Below are 14,282 nucleotides of genomic sequence, written 5' to 3'. Positions count from 1 at the left end.
CTCGACTAGATAACGATTATGATAAAATACAGTAGTTATCGTTTTAAAAGCTGTCATACTAGGGAAGGGATATTATGTCATCTTCAAAATTGCTGCGTGGAACGTTTATTTTGACGTTAGGTGTAATGTTGTCGCGCATTCTCGGGTTAGTGTATGTAATTCCGTTTCATCCGCTCGTTGGAGAGCGAGGTGGAGCACTTTATTCGTATGGATACGTGCCTTACCAAATTTTTATTAGCCTTGCTACGGCGGGGGTGCCGCTTGCTGTTTCGAAATTTGTGTCGAAATATAACGCATTAGGGGAGTATCGCACCGGCTATCGGTTATTCCGTTCCGGACTATTATTAATGACGATAACGGGTATCGTAGCGTGTATTGTTCTCTATATGATCGCTCCTTGGATTGCACCATTCGTGATTGAGGAGCAAGTGAAAGGGAATTCCGTTCACGATGTTGTCACTGTTATTCGCGCAGTTAGTTTCGCTCTTATCATTGTGCCTGTGATGAGTTTAATACGCGGCTTTTTCCAAGGTCATGAATCGATGGGCCCGACTGCTTTATCGCAAGTCGTTGAACAGCTTGTCCGCATTATTTTTTTGCTTGCCAGCTGTTATATTGTGCTGCGTGTGATGCACGGATCGCTAGTGACGGCAATTAGTTTAGCTACATTTGCGGCATTTGTTGGCGCTTTGGGAGGACTTGCGGTCTTAATTTGGTATTGGTGGAAACGGAAAGCACATCTAAACGAGCTGCTGGCGCAAGATCGCGGACAGCTTCATCCTCCTTTAAAAGAGATGTATAAGGAATTAATCATGTACGCAGCTCCATTTGTGTTTGTAGGGCTAGCTACTCCGCTTTATCAGCTCATTGACCAGTTTACGTTTAACCGGGCGATGGCGAGCATAGGGCTTGCGAAAATTTCCGAAGAAGCGTATTCCATTTTTAATTTATGGGCGCAAAAACTTGTCATTATTCCGGTGACGCTTGCGACATCATTTGGGCTAACACTCATTCCAACGATTACGAAAGCGTATGTTGCCGACGACCGGAAATCGTTGCGGAAATATTTGAACCAAACATTCCAAGTTGTCATGTTTTTAACAGTGCCTGCGGTGGTAGGAATGGCAATCTTGGCAGAGCCGGTGTATGCGGCGTTTTACAGCTATGATCCGCTCGGCGAGCAGGTGCTGCGCTGGTATGCGCCGACGGCAATTTTATTTGCCATGTTTTCTGTCACAGCGGCGGTATTGCAAGGAATCAACCAGCAGCGCTTTACTGTCATTAGCTTGACGCTTGGGTTATTGATAAAGCTTTTGCTAAACACGTTCCTTATTACAAAGTTTGCGACAATTGGAGCGGTTTTAGCGACGACATTGGGCTATTTTGTTTCCGTTCTGTTTAATTTATGGATTATTAAAAAATACACCAATTATCGATACGGATTTGTGTTTCGGCGAACGGTGTTAATCGGTATTTTTACAACGATTATGTCTATTTTCGTTGCACTTGCGTTACCTTTATTAGAAGCGTTGTTGCATTATAAAGGTGGAAGATTTGATTCGATGGTCATCGTAGTGGTGGGTGCGCTCATTGGAGCGGGAGTTTATTTCTTTATTAGCGAACGCTCAGGGCTGCTTACATCTTTGTTTGGAAATCGCTTCGCGTTTTTACAACGAAAAAAAGCAAAGAAGGCTGTTTCGTAACAGCCTTCTTTGCACATTAAAAGCTGCCGCCTGTGTACGGAAGACCAAGTTGACGTTCTACTCGCTGCAAGCGTTGATTTAAGCGATTTAAGCGCTCCGTATGACGCTCAAGTGTTCTTTCGATGCGGTTTAAGCGCTGTTCGAGGTTTCCTGGATAGGATGGATAACCAGGAGTACCACCAGGATAGCCGCCAGGGGTACCGCCAGGATAGCCTGGAACCCCTCCGGGATATTGGGAAGGACTTGGTTGTTGACGATAGTCTGTCATCTGCAAAGCTCCTTTCTGTTTTTTCTTAAGTAGTGTATGCCATAGGGATAAAAGCGGATTAGACGAATGCCTAACAAGGAAAAAATTTTATGAGAGGATGGAAGAATCATTGAGTCTGCGAATTGATAAGCTTTTGGCAAATATGGGATATGGGACGCGTAAAGAAGTAAAAAAATTATTGAAATCAGGAGTTGTTAAAGTTGATGACATAATCGTGAAAGATCCGAAGACACAAGTGAATCCGAAAGAGCAAGTCGTTACGGTATGGGGCGAAGAGGTGGAGTATAAAGAGTTTATTTATTTAATGATGAATAAACCGCCGGGAGTGATTTCAGCGACGGAGGATATGGTGGAAGAAACGGTAGTGGATTTGTTGGAGGAAGAGGATCGGGTGTTTGCGCCGTTTCCTGTGGGACGCTTAGATAAAGATACGGAAGGCTTATTGTTGTTAACAAATGACGGGCAACTGGCACATCAGCTGCTGTCGCCGAAAAAACATGTGCCGAAAACGTATTTTGCTGTCATTGACGGGGAAGTGACAGAGGAAGACGTAGCTGCATTTCGTCGAGGGATCGTTCTTGATGACGGGTATGAGACGAAACCAGCTGAATTAGTTATTTTAAAAGCGGGACTTCGTTCGGATGTGGAAGTCACGATTACAGAAGGAAAGTTTCATCAAGTGAAGCGAATGTTTCAAGCGGTGGGAAAACGTGTTGTATACTTAAAACGGATTCAAATGGGGCCGCTTTCCCTTGATCCGTCCCTAGAGCCCGGTGAATATCGCGAATTGACGGAAGAAGAAATTGATATGTTAAAGCAACCACAAACATATTAACAAAAAAAGGGAACCTTTCCAAAAAAGGTTCCTTTTTATATCAAATGCTTATAATCTGCTTTTTTATGGAGTATTGAGGCTAACCATGTTTGTTTCAATAACCTCTCACCTTTCTCTCTCTCATACCAGCTAAGAGGACATTCTCACCTTCTTATTGGTCGTCGTCCATTTGCCTTTGCTAGGGCTGCGAACTAGGTCGTTGTACGCTAACACGTTTAAATCACGCTGAATGGTTCTTGGAGTGATACCAAATTCATCGACGAGTTCCTGGGTTGTGACAGTCCCTCTCTCGTTAATGAACATGTAGACAGATTTAATACGCGTTAGCATGCGATGAGTTGAAGGTTTCAAGAGACCACTCCCTATCATTACTTAATTCGCATGGCACAACATTGCTGCTTCTAAGATGAGAGATTATTTCTAGATGTCTGTTTCTTCTGTCTATTGTATATTGTACACGAATATAAGAGAAAAATGCTACCTATTTGCTGATATTCACAAAATATTTAAATATCTTTTTATATTCCCTTAATGTTATTGTAATGAAAGAAAAAGCAACGAAAACTTTTTACCAAGCTTTGACTTTTTTTATTGTTTTATGATACGTTGGCGAGGAAGGGAATTGAAAAAGAGGAAGGGGTTTATGATGAAAGTCAACTGGATGGAAGAAGTGGAAAAACGAAAAGATGATTTGATTCGTGATACCCAAACATTGTTGCGCATTCCGAGCGTGCTCGATGAAGAACGTGCGACAGCAGAAGCACCGCTTGGACAAGGAGTGTATGAAGCGTTGCAATTTTTGCTGAAACGCGGGCAAGAAGAAGGATTCATTGCCAAAAATGTCGATGGCTTAGCAGGGCATCTAGAAATGGGGCAAGGAGATGAACTGATCGGCGTTTTATGCCATGTTGACGTTGTTCCCCCAGGAGATGGATGGACGAGCGATCCGTTTGCGGCTGAAATTCGGGATGGAAAAATATATGCTCGTGGTGCGATTGACGATAAAGGGCCAACGATGGCAGCATTTTACGCGATGAAAATTGTTAAAGAGCTTAACTTGCCATTGAGTAAGCGAGTGCGTATGATTATTGGCACTGATGAAGAAAGCAAGTGGCGCTGTGTTGATCATTATTTTAAGCATGAAGAAATGCCAACGATGGGATTTGCACCAGATGCTGATTTTCCGATTATTTATGCGGAAAAAGGAATTGTAGATGTTGATTTGCAGCAAAAACTGACCGCAACGAACGAAGGTGGAGAAATTCAGCTTCAATCATTAAGCGCCGGAAGACGATATAATATGGTACCTGATTTTGCAGAGGCAGTGTTGTTGGTGGAAGGGGAACGTGGCGCTGAGATTGAGCAACGTTTTCGTCAATTTCTCGATGAAACTGGTTTAAACGGAAACGTTTTATTGAATGAGCATACGGTAACGCTCCAGCTTAAGGGAGTTTCTGCCCATGCGATGGAACCGGATAACGGGAAAAATGCAGGGCTATTGCTCGTGAGCTTTTTAGCGAAAATGTCGCTCGATAAACATGCCCAATCATTTATTCGCTTTCTCAATGAATATTTTGTCGGTGATTCTCGCGGCAAAACGATTGGAATTTCATATTCAGATGACATTACAGGTGATTTAACCGTCAATGTCGGGATTCTGGCTTATAATCAAGAGTCAGGTGGAAAAATCGGCATTAACTTACGTTATCCAGTCACAAATGATATCGAAAAGACGAAGCGCACGATGGAACAGTTGGCGGCAGAACACGGATTTGCGCTTGAAAACTTTAGTGATTCAAAGCCGCATCACGTTGACCAAAATCATGTTCTTGTTCAAACACTGCAGCGGGTGTACGAGGAACAAACGGGAGAACAAGCTACACTCCTTTCGATCGGAGGGGGCACGTACGCTCGCTCGCTTCAGGCTGGAGTGGCATTTGGACCACTTTTCCCAGGAAGACAAGATGTAGCGCATCAAAAAGATGAATATATTATCATTGATGATTTGCTAAAAGCCACGGCGATTTATGCGCAGGCGATTTATGAACTAGCGAAGTGAAAAAGTTCCTAAAATATGTTATGATAAAGAAAAAAAGTGATGAGTACCGCTCCATGTAGAGCGGTGCTTTTTCTGAGAATGAAGGGATGCAGAGCAACATGGAGGTAGCATTAAAACGAGGGGAATCATCGAACAAAACAACTTTTCAATTATTTTATTTTTTAATATTTTTTGGATTTGGATCGCTGTTTCCGCTTTTGTCCGTGTATTTGCAAGAAGATGTTGGACTTTCAGGGACGGAAATCGGTGCAATCATGTCGATTAGCCCAATTGTGATGATTTTTGTACAGCCTGTTTGGGGAATGATTAGCGATTATACGCGCAAACCGGTTGCTGTGTTAGTAATTTCCTTACTCAGTACCGCTTTGATTGGTTTTCTCTATTCTTCTGTTCATCAGTATGGTTGGCTTCTTATTGTGGCGGCTTTGTTAGCGTTTACGCAAAGCGCGATCGTTCCGATTTCTGACAGTATTACATTAAATTATGTGCAAAAAATAGAAGGAAGCTACGGTTCGATTCGTTTATGGGGTTCAATTGGATTTGCGCTGGCTGTCCTTATAGGAGGTTGGTTGTCAGATCGGTTTTCACTTGTTGCGATTTTCTATATATTTGCTTTCATCTTATTATTGTCTGCTATGCTTGCTTGGAGATTACCGCGCGAGAGCCAAGCGATGAAAGTGGAAATTGGCCGCGGAATGGTACAGTTGTTTCGAATTCCGAGATTTGTTTTATTTTTAGTGACGACGTTTCTTGTATTCGGTCCGATTTATGCCAACAATTTTTATTTTGGTGTGTTTATAAAGGAAATCGGAGGAACATTGACAGGAATCGGATTCGCATTTTTACTTGCGGCGGGAAGCGAGGCGCCGTTTATGAAAATCACCGATGGCCTCATTCGCCGTTATGGAACAGTAGCGATTTTAATTTTTGCTGCCACGATTTCTGCGTTACGCTGGATGTTTTATTTTTTTGAACCATCTCTTACTCTTGTGTATATGACAACGATTGTTCAAGGATTTTCTGTTGGTTTGTTCATTCCGGCTGCGTTACAATATGTGCGTGAGCTTGCTCCCGATCACGTCAGGGTAACAGCGGTTTCACTATATTCTGCTGTTGGAAATGGATTAGGAAGCTGGTTTTGTACGTTTGCAGGCGGTTATATTCTTGACTATTATCATATTGGATACGTCTATTTATTCTTTAGCGTGTTAACGTTTATCGGCTTGGTCATATTAGGCATGATGATGATGAAAGAACGAAGAAATGTACCGGATGTCTCGTAAAGAGATGTCCTTTTTTCATAGGAGAAAATTTGATAAAATTGAGGAAATTATCTTAGAGAGAAGGAGACGTATGGGAAACACGCATTATTTTCTGGCTGTACCTTTAACGAGTGAGGTCAAGGAACAGCTAGCCAAATGGCAAAAGACGGTCGCATTACATTTTCCGTTTCGTACATGGGTACATCAGGAAGATTATCATATTACATTAGCCTTTTTAGGAGCCGTTTCGCCCAAGCAGCTAGAAGCGGTTCGTGAGGCAATATGCAAAGTAGCCAATACGCATGCCCCGTTTACGCTATCGCTTGCAACGCTCAGGACATTTGGAAATCCCATTGCGCCCCGCATTTTATGGCAAGGGGTAGAAAAAGAGGAGAAGTTAATGGTGCTGCAACGCGATGTATATACGGCATGTGTTGAAATTGGTTTTTCGCTAGACAAACGACCATTTACTCCACATATTACCGTTGCGCGCAAATGGAGAGGAGACGATGAGTTTCGTTTAGAGGAGATGAGAAAGATGGGGGAAAGCCGAGGGAGTTTTGAGGTTCGGCATGTTGTTCTTTATCAAACGCACTTAGACCGAACGCCGAAGTACGAAGCAATTGCTTTGTTTCCTCTTTTAGATGAGAAAGGAGAAAGATGATGAAACGAGCTATTGTTGTTATCTTGCAAATTGCTGGTTTATACGGGTTTTATCTTATCGGCACATGGATACAACACTTGTTTCATCTTCTGATTCCCGGCAGCATTATTGGAATGATACTATTGTTTCTTCTTCTTATCACCAACATTATAAAAGAAGAATGGCTTGGACAAGGAGGAAAGTTTTTATTAGCCCATTTGCCGTTGTTATTTGTACCGGCTACTGTCGGCGTTATTGAGTATATTTCGTTATTTCAAGGACAAGGGGTGCTGTCTATTGTTGATGTCATCGTCAGTACGATAATCGTAATGGTATTGTCAGGAGCGATTGGGCAATGGAGGGCGAGAAAAGAAACAGCTTCTCCATTAGGCAATAAAGTGTCAAGGGGGATGGAAGGATAATGGGAAATGCGCTGTTGTTTATTTTCGTAACAGTTGTCATTTATTATATGATGAAAAAAGTATATGCCCGTTTTTATACTCCCCTTCTTTCGCCGATTGTAACGACAACATTGATAATTGTAGTCATTCTTTTGACAGTTCATCTTCCGTATGAAGTATACATGGAAGGGGGAAAATGGATTGGTGGATTGCTTGGACCAGCGGTTGTGGCACTCGCGTTTCCCCTCTATCAATATCGCCAAACTTTGAAACGATTTTTTTGGCCTGTTGTTCAAGCCGTTTTGGCAGGAACAGTAGTCGGCATATTAAGCGGTGCATTGTTTGCATATGTTTTCCACCTTAATCAAAAGCTCTTTTTATCCCTTCTTCCAAAATCGGTTACTTCGCCAGTAGCGATGGATATTGCGAAAGCGATTGGCGGCATTCCAACATTAGCGGCGGTATATGTGATGATTGCGGGGATATTTGGAGCGATTTTTGGTCCTTCGTTGCTACGCATGTTCAACATTACACATCCGCTTGGTGTCGGAATCGGATTAGGGAGCGCTTCGCATGGAATCGGTACGGTGAAAGCATTGGAAATAGGAAAAGAAGAGGCAGCGATTAGCTCAATTGCGATGACATTAAGCGCGGTTTTTGCTGCTTTACTTTGCCCGTTTTTTGTTGCTGTTTTATTATAAAAAGTAGTAAAAAGTTCATCGGGGGTTGCTTGTGTGGGACAATTAATCAAGCTTCAAGATTATATTTCTAGATATGAAACGGATGTATATCGCTATGCTAGCGAGTTTATTCGGTTAAAGAAAAAACATTGGAAGAACGTAAAAGAAGCGTGGGAAAGAGGGGAGGTCAATCATTACACTCCTTCCTTACCTGATTCAACGTGGGATTGGATTGAAGAAAAACCATCATTTTTTGAGAGAATGAAAAATTGGTTCCAACGGCGTTCACCGGAAGAAAAAGAGGAGTCGATTGAGAAGGAACAGGATCAAGAGGAAGAATTATTTTTGTCATTTACAACAGAGCCGAGAACGCTCGATGAGTTAAAAATATTATTTTTAGAAAAAGTGTTTCAGCTGCAAATGAAATGGGCGAGTTCCACCTTAAAGCATGAGTCGATTGTTGACAAAAAATTTTATTACGAGGAGCCGCTCCAATATTTTCTACAACGCTTTCCAGATACGTATTTATGTTTATATAAGCCTGTATTTTTGGTGAAAAATGCTCCTGTCGAGGGAGAAATCATTTTATTAAGTCCGACGATGACGTGGTGCATGACATTTGCTGAGGGAGAAAAAGATAACATTATCATCGGTTCTCCTGAGCGCTTCTGGACAGAAGTAACGAATAGAGGAGAAAAGCGAATGCTTAATCCATTAATGGGATTACAACGAATGGAGAAAATTGTGAGAAGTATATATGAACGGCATCAGATTGAGTTGCCAATTAAAAAAGTTATCCTCAATCGTTATGGGTATATTGATTACCGTTATGCGCCAAGCGATGTTCAATTGATTGACAAGCGCCACTATGAACAATGGTTCTCCTCGCTAAGAAATTTAACCGCACCATTAAAGCATGTGCAATTAAAGGCTGCGTCATATTTGTTGCGTCATTGTTATAGTCATTATTATGAGCGTGTCGAGTGGCACGAAGAGGAGGAAAAGGTGTGAGCAATCACACCTTTTCCATCGATGAAGGACGGGAAGGCGGTTTTCCGAGGAAATAGAGTTGTGAGAAATGAATGAAGACGGGGCGGCAATTTTAATATTGCTTCTTCCTTTAAGTTAAAGAGGGATAACGTTGGAATAATTCCTGCTTTTATTCATAGCGAATCCGTGATTTCGTCTCCATCGACTTGGATATTCCCCTTTTTCGGTAATCATAATTCAGGTGTTTGTTGTCGGTTTAGCTAGAGCACGATGTGAGTCTAGGAGGTGAAAATTTTGCTTAACGTACATCGAACATTCGAAGCGTATATAGATAGGATGAACACGATTACGATTTTAGTGCCCAAATCGTATCATCAAGGAAAGTTGAAAGCGTTTACGATTGAAAACCCGAATCACGAACGGTGTGCTTTGCGCATTCATAAAGAGACAGATTTATCGACGAGGATGAAATATGAATGTCGCATTGATGTTCCGATCGAAATCGGACAACATTATCTCATTTATGATGAATACGGAGCATTTACCGACCTACAAATTGGTGCTGTCATCCGAACGAAAGAGTTTGATGAACAATTTTTTTACAATGGAAATGATCTTGGAGTCATCTATACACGACAACAAACGACCTTTAAGCTATGGGCACCGACAGCAACAGAAGTAAAGTTAAAACTGCTTGAACCAAAGACGGGAAAGGAAGAACATATTCCGCTTGAACGCACGGAAAAAGGAGTGTGGACCGTTACTGTTTTTCGCGATATAGAAGGAATGCATTACAATTATTTAGTGTGTGTAAACCTTGTTTGGCGTGAAGCAGTCGATCCGTATGCGGTCGCTGTTTCGATGAACGGGGAATACGGAGTAATTGTCGATTTAACAAAGACTCATACCCCTAAGCCTTCGTTGCCACCGTTATTGTCGCCGACTGATGCGATCATTTACGAGGCCCATATTCGCGATTTTACGATTCATCCCGATAGCGGTATTGTCCATAAAGGAATGTATTTAGGCTTGACCGAGCTCGGAACAACGGGGCCAAACAATACTGTTACAGGTCTTTCGTATATAAAAGAACTCGGGATTACTCATGTGGAACTGCTTCCGTTCAATGACTTTGCCGGAGTGGACGAAGGTCAGCCAAATCAACAATATAATTGGGGATATAATCCTCTTCATTACAACGTTCCTGAAGGAAGCTATGCAACTGACCCTGCTGATCCGTACGCTCGGATTTACGAACTAAAAAAAGCGATCCGAACGCTGCAAGAAAACGGAATTCGTGTCATTATGGACGTCGTCTATAATCATGTATATATTCGTGAACAATCGTCGTTTGAAAAAATTGTTCCCGGTTATTATTTTCGGCATGATGAACACGGTTTTCCATCAAATGGAACAGGTGTCGGAAACGATATTGCCTCAGAGCGAAAGATGGTGCGGAAATTTATTGTCGATTCCATACGGTTTTGGATGGAAGAATATCATGTTGATGGATTTCGCTTTGATTTAATGGGGATTCTAGATATCGAAACGATGAAAGAAATTTGCAGCGTCGTCCATTCGATTGACCCGTCTGCCCTTTTATTAGGAGAAGGCTGGGATTTACCAACCCCGCTTCCTTCTGAACAAAAGGCAACGTTGCAAAACGCTGACAAACTTCCAGACATTGCTTACTTTAATGATCGATTTCGCGATAGCGTAAAAGGCAGTGCGTTTTCCGTTGCGGATCAAGGTTTTGTCCTTGGCAATTGCGCGTATCGGGAGAGAATAAAAGAGATGATTGCCGGAAGTGTGCGTACTGGAACAGGTCAAGGATTGTTTTTCGCTCCAACACAAACGATTAATTATGTGGAGTCGCACGACAACCATACGTTTTGGGACAAAATGATGATAGCGAATGGTCACGAAAGCGAAGCGGTGAGAAAAAAACGACAAAAACTAGCGACTGCAATGGTCCTGTTATCGCAGGGAATTCCGTTTTTGCATAGCGGACAAGAATTTTATCGGACAAAACAGGGGATCGAAAATAGCTATAATGCCCCAGATGAGATTAATCAGCTGGATTGGAAGCGAAAAAGCGAGCATGAAGAGGATGTTCGCTACATTCAAGGATTGATCCGATTGCGGAATGAGCATCGCGCCTTCCGATTGGCAACTGCTGCTGAGATCCGTACTCACCTTCTGTTTTTAGAGCCGATGCCTCCCTCCATCATTGCTTATCAACTTCATCATGTGCAAGCATATGGACGATGGAGCGATATTATCGTAATTCATCATAATCAAGAAACGAAGGAGCGTGTGTTCCTGCCGGACGAAGATGAATGGCATGTCGTATGTGACGGAAAACGCAGCGGCATTGATCCATTGTTTTCTGTTCAAAAGGAAATGGAGATCGATGGAATTGCGACATTTGTCCTTGTTAAAACAGGATCGTAGGACTTTTACTTGACGAGAAAAGCAAATCGCATATAAAATCTAGTAAGACAGCTATTGTCTGAAAACAAGAAATCAGGTGATTGCTGTCTTTTATTTTTTATAAGTTGAAGGTGAACTTGCTTTGGAACAGTTACTAGGAAAGGAGTGGGAAATCACTCCTGCTGGCGGGGCTACTGGAGATGCATATTTTGCGCAATATGAGGGACGAAAGCTGTTTTTAAAACGCAATTCTTCGCCGTTTCTTGCCGTTTTGTCAGCAGAGGGAATCGTCCCAAAGCTTGTCTGGACGAAGCGGATGGAAAATGGCGATGTCATTACAGCTCAACAGTGGCTGAATGGAAGAGAATTAAAACCGCATGACATGGGAAGTGAACAAGTCGCAAGTTTATTGCGAAAAATTCATCGTTCCCAAGACTTAGTGGCGATGCTCAAACGGTTAGGAAAGACCCCACTACTTCCAGAGGTGATGGTCGATAAACTAAAAGAGCGAATGTCTCGTCATTCGTTCGATGAGCCCATTGTCAAACAAGCATTGGTGTGGCTCGAACAAAATTTACCTTCGATTCAAAACGAGGAGTTTGTTGTTTGTCATTGTGACATTAATCATAACAATTGGTTACTTTCCGAAGATGGAAGGTTGTATTTAATTGACTGGGATGGAGCGATGATCGCCGATCCGGCGATTGACATCGGCATGTTGTTATATTCTTACATCCCTGAAGACAAGTGGGAAGGTTGGCTTCAGCTTTACGGGCTTGAATTGACAGACGATTTACGTTTTCGAATGAAATGGTATGTAGTGGCACAAACGTTATATTCGCTTGCTTGGCAAAAAGAGAAGAATGTAAAAAAGGAAATGCAACAGTCATTGCATTTCCTCGAGGACATTTTGTCCTTTACGTAAGCTGATTGACCCATTCAGATAATTGTTGTTGGTGAGAGAGAATATGGGAATCTAAGTCAGTGCTATATTTTCCGTTTTGTCCATAGGCATAAATGTCCGGCAAAACGCTTTTTACATGTGCACCGACTTGTTCATTTCCCAACAATGATCTGACAAGGCGTTCGATTTGTTCACATTCGGAAACGGTGCCGCAACAATCGGTTTGATGATTAGATAAAATATCTTTTAATATCACCATTTGATGCTTATGATTGAGTGGCATACACAACCACCATCCTTTTTGTGAAAAGGTCTGTGTTTATTGATTAATGTGCGCTTGTGACGAAAAATTTATACCACTTTCTCGCAGTCGTGAATACGGCTGTTTTTTATTTTGCTATCTTGCGCTTTTGCCGCTATTCATGATATCGTTGACAACGACAAACAAAGAAACAGAGGTGTCTGTATGCGTTTACGTAACAAACCTTGGGCAAAAGATAAAATTGCCGCTTACCCGAATTATGTTATTCCAAATCCAGAGCAATATAAGGGAAAATGGAACGAAGTATTTGGAAATAATCATCCTATTCATATAGAAATTGGAACGGGAAAAGGCCAGTTTATTACTGGGATGGCAAAAGCAAATCCACATATCAATTATATTGGAATTGAGCTGTACGAAAGTGTCATTGTTTCGGCATTAGATAAGCTCATTGAAAACGAATTGCCGAATTTGCGTTTATTAAATGTGAACGCCAAAGATTTGCCGAATTTTTTTGCGCAAGGGGAAGTAGAGCGCATTTATTTAAATTTCTCAGATCCGTGGCCAAAGAAGCGGCATGAAAAGCGGCGTTTAACGTATCAAGCATTCCTTGAGCTATATGAGCAAGTATTAGTCGATGAAGGGGAAATTCACTTTAAAACCGATAATCAAGGGTTGTTTGAATATTCGCTCGTGAGTTTCTCACAATATGGATTAGTGTTAACATATGTTAGTTTAGACCTTCATCATAGTGATTTTGTTGGAAATATTATGACGGAGTATGAAGAAAAGTTTGCCGCCAAAGGGAATCGCATTTATCGCTGCGAAGTGAAATACCCGTCTAAAAAACGATGTGAAAACAATGAGGCTGTCTCTCCATAGATGAGACAGCCTCTATTTTTATTTTCGAAACATTCGTGGAATGGTACACTAAATAATGAGGTGATGGGAAGTGGAACAATTAAAAATTGGAGATGTGACGATTACATGGTTAAACGGAGGGGTGACGCATTTAGACGGAGGCGCAATGTTCGGTGTTGTGCCGAAGCCGCTTTGGTCGAAAAAATATCCGTGCAATGACAATAATCAAATTGAATTGCGTACTGATCCGCTTCTTGTGCAAGTGGATGGAAAAAACGTATTAATTGAATCAGGAATTGGCAATGGGAAATTGACAGATAAGCAAAAGCGCAACTTTGGGGTTACCGAGGAATCCAATATCGAGCAATCTCTCGGCCAACTCGGTTTAACAACGAACGATATTGATATCGTATTGATGACTCATATGCATTTTGATCATGCATGCGGCTTGACGAAATGGGAAGGGGAACGGCTTGTTTCCGCATTTCCGCGCGCACAAATTGTTACATCTCAACTCGAATGGAATGAAATGAGACAGCCCAATATTCGCTCGCGCAATACATATTGGAAAGAAAATTGGGAAGCGGTCGTCGATCAAGTGGTTACATTTGAAAAGGAAATAGAAGTCGCAAGCGGCATAAAAATGGTTCATACGGGCGGCCATAGCGAAGGGCACTCGCTTGTACTCATTGAATCAGGAGGAGAAACGCTCATCCACTTGGCAGATTTGCTGCCGACGCACGCCCATCAAAACATCTTATGGGTAATGGCGTATGACGATTACCCGATGACATCCATTTTTGAAAAACAAAAATGGATATCGTACGCGATTGAACAACAAGCATGGTTTACTTTTTACCATGACGCGTATTATCGGGCATTAAAATGGGGCGAAAGCGGCGAAATCATAACGAGTCTTCAACGAAACCGCTAGCAATAAAAACAGGGCGCCTTCTATAATAGGAGCGCCCATACGGATCA

The 14,282-nt window shown here is 42.0% G+C and carries 15 protein-coding genes; 12 read left to right on the top strand and 3 right to left on the bottom strand.

Annotated elements, in window-relative coordinates:
* Window positions 1–74 precede the first annotated feature (74 nt).
* Window positions 75–1,703 carry a putative polysaccharide biosynthesis protein gene (locus ISX45_RS12375; protein WP_194519101.1) on the top strand — a complete coding sequence of 543 codons (1,629 nt, stop codon included), beginning with the start codon at window positions 75–77 and terminating at the stop codon, window positions 1,701–1,703.
* Window positions 1,704–1,719: 16 nt separating this feature from the next.
* On the opposite strand, the gene ISX45_RS12370 is transcribed toward ISX45_RS12375, so the two are convergent.
* Entirely contained in the window at window positions 1,720–1,971 is a 252-nt protein-coding gene (locus tag ISX45_RS12370) for a hypothetical protein (protein ID WP_181554767.1), read from the bottom strand.
* A 109-nt stretch (window positions 1,972–2,080) separates the two neighbouring features.
* Between ISX45_RS12370 and ISX45_RS12365 the strand changes: the two genes are divergently transcribed.
* Entirely contained in the window at window positions 2,081–2,806 is a 726-nt protein-coding gene (locus ISX45_RS12365; protein WP_181554766.1) for a pseudouridine synthase, read from the top strand.
* Window positions 2,807–2,935: 129 nt separating this feature from the next.
* On the opposite strand, the gene ISX45_RS12360 is transcribed toward ISX45_RS12365, so the two are convergent.
* Window positions 2,936–3,157: a DeoR family transcriptional regulator gene (locus tag ISX45_RS12360; RefSeq protein WP_181554765.1), complete on the bottom strand. Its 222-nt coding sequence runs from the start codon at window positions 3,155–3,157 to the stop codon at window positions 2,936–2,938.
* 295 nt (window positions 3,158–3,452) lie between these two features.
* On the opposite strand from ISX45_RS12360, the gene pepV reads away from it, so the two are divergent.
* From pepV to ISX45_RS12320, 8 genes are all read left to right on the top strand, one after another.
* A complete protein-coding gene (gene pepV / locus ISX45_RS12355) occupies window positions 3,453–4,865 on the top strand; it encodes a dipeptidase PepV (RefSeq protein ID WP_194520699.1) in 1,413 nt (470 codons plus the stop codon).
* Window positions 4,866–4,963: 98 nt separating this feature from the next.
* Window positions 4,964–6,148: an MFS transporter gene (locus tag ISX45_RS12350; RefSeq protein WP_194519100.1), complete on the top strand. Its 1,185-nt coding sequence runs from the start codon at window positions 4,964–4,966 to the stop codon at window positions 6,146–6,148.
* A 70-nt stretch (window positions 6,149–6,218) separates the two neighbouring features.
* Window positions 6,219–6,791 carry an RNA 2',3'-cyclic phosphodiesterase gene (thpR, locus tag ISX45_RS12345; protein ID WP_194519099.1) on the top strand — a complete coding sequence of 191 codons (573 nt, stop codon included), beginning with the start codon at window positions 6,219–6,221 and terminating at the stop codon, window positions 6,789–6,791.
* Entirely contained in the window at window positions 6,788–7,192 is a 405-nt protein-coding gene (locus tag ISX45_RS12340) for a CidA/LrgA family protein (RefSeq protein WP_323744638.1), read from the top strand. Before thpR ends, ISX45_RS12340 begins: the two co-directional genes overlap by 4 nt.
* Window positions 7,192–7,872, top strand: coding sequence for an LrgB family protein (locus tag ISX45_RS12335; RefSeq protein WP_181554760.1), 681 nt, complete (start codon window positions 7,192–7,194; stop codon window positions 7,870–7,872). The genes ISX45_RS12340 and ISX45_RS12335 overlap by 1 nt, the downstream gene beginning before the upstream one ends.
* Window positions 7,873–7,905: 33 nt before the next feature.
* On the top strand, window positions 7,906–8,862 hold the full coding sequence (locus tag ISX45_RS12330) for an NERD domain-containing protein (RefSeq protein WP_181554759.1): 957 nt from the start codon (window positions 7,906–7,908) through the stop codon (window positions 8,860–8,862).
* Window positions 8,863–9,135: 273 nt separating this feature from the next.
* Entirely contained in the window at window positions 9,136–11,295 is a 2,160-nt protein-coding gene (gene pulA / locus ISX45_RS12325) for a type I pullulanase (RefSeq protein ID WP_194519098.1), read from the top strand.
* Window positions 11,296–11,416: 121 nt separating this feature from the next.
* The gene (locus ISX45_RS12320) at window positions 11,417–12,199 is read left to right on the top strand and encodes a phosphotransferase family protein (protein ID WP_181554757.1); all 783 of its coding nucleotides are present in this window, start codon (window positions 11,417–11,419) and stop codon (window positions 12,197–12,199) included.
* On the opposite strand, the gene ISX45_RS12315 is transcribed toward ISX45_RS12320, so the two are convergent.
* Window positions 12,192–12,461: a YtzH-like family protein gene (locus ISX45_RS12315; protein WP_181554756.1), complete on the bottom strand. Its 270-nt coding sequence runs from the start codon at window positions 12,459–12,461 to the stop codon at window positions 12,192–12,194. The genes ISX45_RS12320 and ISX45_RS12315 overlap by 8 nt on opposite strands.
* 183 nt (window positions 12,462–12,644) lie before the next feature.
* Here ISX45_RS12315 and trmB point away from each other — a divergent pair, with 183 nt between their 5' ends.
* Window positions 12,645–13,322 carry a tRNA (guanosine(46)-N7)-methyltransferase TrmB gene (trmB, locus tag ISX45_RS12310; RefSeq protein WP_181554755.1) on the top strand — a complete coding sequence of 226 codons (678 nt, stop codon included), beginning with the start codon at window positions 12,645–12,647 and terminating at the stop codon, window positions 13,320–13,322.
* A gap of 70 nt (window positions 13,323–13,392) precedes the next feature.
* The gene (locus ISX45_RS12305; RefSeq protein WP_194519097.1) at window positions 13,393–14,235 is read left to right on the top strand and encodes a YtnP family quorum-quenching lactonase; all 843 of its coding nucleotides are present in this window, start codon (window positions 13,393–13,395) and stop codon (window positions 14,233–14,235) included.
* Window positions 14,236–14,282 lie beyond the last annotated feature (47 nt).

The sequence above is a fragment of the Thermaerobacillus caldiproteolyticus genome (genome assembly GCF_015326725.1).
GTDB lineage: Bacteria > Bacillota > Bacilli > Bacillales > Anoxybacillaceae > Thermaerobacillus > Thermaerobacillus caldiproteolyticus.
The sequence above is the reverse complement of the archived record's forward strand: the minus strand, read 5'-3'. Positions and strand labels throughout refer to the sequence as shown.

Coding starts and splice junctions, on each gene's coding strand:
- ISX45_RS12375 (WP_194519101.1), top strand. CDS start 75: ATGTCATCTTCAAAATTGCTGCGTGGAACGTTTATTTTGACGTTAGGT.
- ISX45_RS12370 (WP_181554767.1), bottom strand. CDS start 1,971: ATGACAGACTATCGTCAACAACCAAGTCCTTCCCAATATCCCGGAGGG.
- pepV (WP_194520699.1), top strand. CDS start 3,453: ATGAAAGTCAACTGGATGGAAGAAGTGGAAAAACGAAAAGATGATTTG.
- ISX45_RS12350 (WP_194519100.1), top strand. CDS start 4,964: ATGGAGGTAGCATTAAAACGAGGGGAATCATCGAACAAAACAACTTTT.
- thpR (WP_194519099.1), top strand. CDS start 6,219: ATGGGAAACACGCATTATTTTCTGGCTGTACCTTTAACGAGTGAGGTC.
- ISX45_RS12340 (WP_323744638.1), top strand. CDS start 6,788: ATGATGAAACGAGCTATTGTTGTTATCTTGCAAATTGCTGGTTTATAC.
- ISX45_RS12335 (WP_181554760.1), top strand. CDS start 7,192: ATGGGAAATGCGCTGTTGTTTATTTTCGTAACAGTTGTCATTTATTAT.
- ISX45_RS12315 (WP_181554756.1), bottom strand. CDS start 12,461: ATGCCACTCAATCATAAGCATCAAATGGTGATATTAAAAGATATTTTA.
- trmB (WP_181554755.1), top strand. CDS start 12,645: ATGCGTTTACGTAACAAACCTTGGGCAAAAGATAAAATTGCCGCTTAC.